The sequence below is a fragment of the Verminephrobacter aporrectodeae subsp. tuberculatae At4 genome, from assembly GCF_000193225.1.
GTDB lineage: Bacteria > Pseudomonadota > Gammaproteobacteria > Burkholderiales > Burkholderiaceae_C > Acidovorax > Acidovorax aporrectodeae.
Genome location: NZ_AFAL01000052.1, coordinates 1 through 3,967, shown reverse-complemented (window position 1 = coordinate 3,967; position 3,967 = coordinate 1). Strand labels below are relative to the sequence as shown.

The following is a 3,967-nucleotide window of genomic DNA, read 5'->3' as shown; positions in this document are numbered from 1 at the left end:
GGACCAGGACGTGTTCGTCAACGCCGTGGGCGGGGTGCGCATCAGCGAGCCCGCCGCCGACCTGGCCGTGCTCCTGTCCATCACCTCCAGCCTGCGCGGCAAGGCGCTTCCGCGGGGCTTTCTCGCGTTTGGCGAGGTCGGACTGGCGGGAGAGGTCCGGCCTGCGCCGCGGGGTCAGGAGCGCCTCAAGGAAGCCGCCAAGCTGGGCTTTTGCACGGCCGTGGTGCCGCGGGCGAACGCGCCCAAGAAACCGGTGCCGGGGCTGAGCATTCACGCGGTGGAGCGGGTGGAAGAGGCCCTGGACGTGGTGCGCGGTCTGGGCTGATCGATTCACTGGCAGAGCATCCGCAGATCGCGTCCTTGCACCGGAATGCAGGGCTGCCGTGGTACAAGAGCGGGTGACGCCCCGGGGACGCAGCGCGAAGCATCCCTTACATGACAATTGGCAATTTTCCAGTCACGAAAAAGACAGGCTATGGACGATCCGATTCTTACAATTGACGAACGTGAAGCGATCAATTCAGGTCGCTGGTTTGCATCTCTTTCTGCTTCGCTACGCCACGACATCCTCCGATGTTCACACGTCAAACGCTTTCGGGACGGCGTGCTCATTGCCGCACGCGGGAATCCGCCCGTGGAGTGGGTCGCTTGCGCCAGGGGTGCGGTGCGGGTGTGCTCTACGACCCCCTCGGGCCGGCAGATCACGCTGACATACCTGGAGCCCGGCATCTGGTTCGGCGACGTGGCGATCTTCGACGGGGATCGGCGCACGCACGACGCCTACGCGCAGGGCGATACCTCGCTCCTGTGCGTGCCCAAGGAGGATTTTCGGAAAATCCTGTCCGATCATCCCGAGCTCTACGAGGCCTTGCTGCGCTTGCAAGCAAGGCGCATCCGCCAGCTCTACAGCCTGGTGGAGGACCTCAATACCCTGCCCCTGCGCGCACGTCTGGCCAAGCAGCTCGTGTACCTGACGCGCAGCTACGGCGTACCGATCCTGCCCGAGCGCCGCGAGTTGCGCATCAGCCTGCAGTTGGCGCAGGAAGATCTGGCCCAGTTGCTGGGTGCATCGCGTCAGCGGGTGAACCAGGAGCTCAAGTTCATGGAGCGCGAGGAGATCCTCCGCATCGAGTGGAGCAGTCTGGTGGTGCGCGATCGCCAAGCCCTGGAGCGCCTTGCCGGAACCAGCTGAGCCCGCGCCGAACCGCTCGCCGCAATGAGCCACTTTGACCATTTCGTCGGCACCCGTCCGGTGGCCGATCGGCATGCTTTCGACGTCGGCGCACTCACGGCCTGGCTCACGCGGAACATGCAGGGCTTCTGCGGCCCGTTGGCGGTGGAGATGTTCAAGGGCGGGCAGTCCAACCCCACCTACAAGCTCATCACCCCCGGCGCGAGTTACGTGCTGCGCGCCAAGCCCGCTGCGGCGGCCCAACTCCTGCCCTCGGCGCACGCCATCGAACGCGAATTTACCGTGATGCGCGGCCTGCATGGAACGGACGTTGCGGTGCCGCGCATGCATGTGCTGTGCGAGGACGAATCGGTCATTGGCCGCACCTTCTACGTGATGGAGTGCATGCAGGGCCGCGTGCTCTGGGACCAATCCCTGCCCGGCATGGCGCCGGCGCAGCGCAGCGCCATCTACGACGAGATGAACCGTGTGCTCGCAGCGCTGCACACGGTGAAATTCGCGGACCGGGGCCTGGCCAGCTACGGCAAACCCGGCAACTACTTTGCCCGGCAGATCGGCCGCTGGAGCAAGCAGTACCTGGCTTCCATCACGCAGCCCATCGAAGAGATGGACCGGCTCATGCAATGGCTGCCCGCGCACATGCCCGCCAGCGCGCGCGACGAGAACCAAGTGTCCATCGTGCATGGCGACTTCCGGCTGGACAACCTCATGTTCCACCCCGGCGAGCCGCGCATCATCGCCGTGCTCGACTGGGAACTGTCCACGCTGGGCCACCCGCTGGCCGACTTGGGCTACCACTGCATGGCCTGGCATGTTCCCCCCGCGCTGGGCCGCGGGATCGCGGGGCAGGACCTGGCCGCACTCGGCATCCCCAGTGAAAACGACTACATCCAGCGCTACTGCGAACGCACGAAAATGGCCACCCCCGAGGCGTTGCGCGCCGACTGGAACTTCTACCTCGCCTACGGCATGTTCCGCGTCGCCGCCATCTTGCAGGGCATAGCCAAGCGCGTCGAGGCCGGCACCGCATCCAGCGCCCAGGCCAAGGCATCGGGAGAGGGGGCGCGGCCCATGGCGCAACTGGCTTGGTCGTTCGCACAACGCGGCTGACGGTGAGCGCAATCTGCGCACCCCGGCCGCACGGATTTTTTGTTGGAGGCAAGCCATGGACTTTGATTACTCCCCAAGACCCGGGAACTGCGGGCCCGACTGCTCCAGTTCATGGACGAGCACATCTACCCCGCAGAAGCCACGTACAGCGCCGAACTGGCGGCCAACACCGCAGCCGGCAAGCGCTGGTCGGCGCTGGCCACGATCGAACACCTCAAACCCAAGGCCCGGGCTGCCGACCTGTGGAACCTGTTCCTGCCGATCGACAGCGCCACCGTCTTGGGCTACGAAGGCGCCGGACTCACGAACCAGGAATACGCGCCGCTGGCCGAAATCATGGGCCGTGTGCCCTGGGCCAGCGAGGTTTTCAACTGCTCGGCGCCGGACACGGGAAACATGGAAACCATTGCGCGCTACGGCGACGATGCCAGCAAGGTCCGCTGGCTCGGGCCCCTGCTCGAAGGCCGGATCCGCTCCGCATTCGCCATGACCGAGCCCGAGGTGGCGTCCAGCGACGCAACGAACATCGCCACCCGGATCGAGCGCCAGGGCGACGAGTACGTGATCGACGGCCACAAGTGGTGGATCTCCGGCGCTGCCGACCCGCGCTGCGCGGTGTTCGTGACCATGGGCAGGACGAACCCCGACGCGCCCCGGCATGCGCAGCAGAGCATGCTGCTGGTGCCTGCGGACGCCAAGGGAATCACCATCGTCCGCCCGCTCAACGTGCTGGGCTACGACGACGCACCGCACGGCCATGTGGAAATGCTGTTCGACGGCGTGCGCGTTCCCGTCGGCAACATCCTGCTCGGCGAGGGCTGCGGCTTCGAGATTGCCCAGGGCCGCCTGGGTCCGGGCCGCATCCACCACTGCATGCGCCTGATCGGCATGGCCGAACGCGCGCTGGAACTGATGTGCAAGCGCGCCGCGTCGCGCACCGCCTTTGGCCGGACGGTGGCGCAGCAGACCGTGACGCAGGAGCGCATCGCCGAAGCGCGTTGCAAGATCGACATGGCCCGCCTGCTCACGCTCAAGGCCGCCTGGTTGATGGACGTGGCGGGCAACAAGGCCGCCAAGACCGAAATCGCCATGATCAAGGTGGTCGCACCGAACATGGCCTGCCAGGTCATCGACTGGGCCATCCAGGCGCACGGCGGCGGCGGCATGTGCGACGACTTCCCCCTGGCCTACGCCTACGTGCATGCGCGCACGCTGCGCTTTGCCGATGGTCCGGACGAGGTGCACCGCAACGCGATCGCGAAGTGGGAGCTTGGCCGCTACGGCGCCGATGGACACGCCGCCGCCATGCCGGTGACGCGCGGCTGTTGATCGGGGATCGAGGCCGCGGCCGGCGGGCCGCTTGCTTGCGCAGCCGGCATCAGGATGGGTTTGTCACTGCCCAGCCGGCGCCAAGGTCAGCGCGTGCGCCCAGCGCTCCGGCCGGAGTTGCAGCGCGCGGTAGCCCCCCTGGGCCCAGGCGGCGCGCATGTCGCGGTAGCGGGGCGAGAACACCAGCCCGCTCTGGCCACTTTGGTAGATGAAGAGCGAGCGCTCCAGGTCCGCGAGGTCGTAGACCGCGCGCAGCGAGGCCGCGTGGCGGTTGACGAACGGCTGGTCTTGGTCCGCGTCGTACTTTCCCGCGTTCACGGTGTATGCGTCTCCGGG

At 66.9% G+C, this 3,967-nt stretch carries 3 protein-coding genes and 2 pseudogenes; 4 read left to right on the top strand and 1 reads right to left on the bottom strand.

Translation table 11 applies throughout. From position 1 onward, the window contains the following. From VTU_RS25350 to VTU_RS0102100, 4 genes and pseudogenes are all read left to right on the top strand, one after another. Window positions 1-325: pseudogene (locus VTU_RS25350) on the top strand (DNA repair protein RadA); the annotation flags it as partial. Between the two features lie 150 nt (window positions 326-475). Continuing rightward, window positions 476-1,192, top strand: coding sequence for a Crp/Fnr family transcriptional regulator (locus VTU_RS0102110; RefSeq protein ID WP_029554025.1), 717 nt, complete (start codon window positions 476-478; stop codon window positions 1,190-1,192). 24 nt (window positions 1,193-1,216) lie between these two features. Beyond that, window positions 1,217-2,302: a phosphotransferase gene (locus tag VTU_RS0102105; protein WP_010100265.1), complete on the top strand. Its 1,086-nt coding sequence runs from the start codon at window positions 1,217-1,219 to the stop codon at window positions 2,300-2,302. Between the two features lie 55 nt (window positions 2,303-2,357). Next, a pseudogene (locus VTU_RS0102100) lies at window positions 2,358-3,631 on the top strand (acyl-CoA dehydrogenase family protein). A 63-nt stretch (window positions 3,632-3,694) separates the two neighbouring features. Here VTU_RS0102100 and VTU_RS25345 read toward each other — a convergent pair. Beyond that, on the bottom strand, window positions 3,695-3,967 hold a 273-nt coding region (locus VTU_RS25345; RefSeq protein ID WP_010100261.1), incomplete at its 5' end, for a penicillin acylase family protein.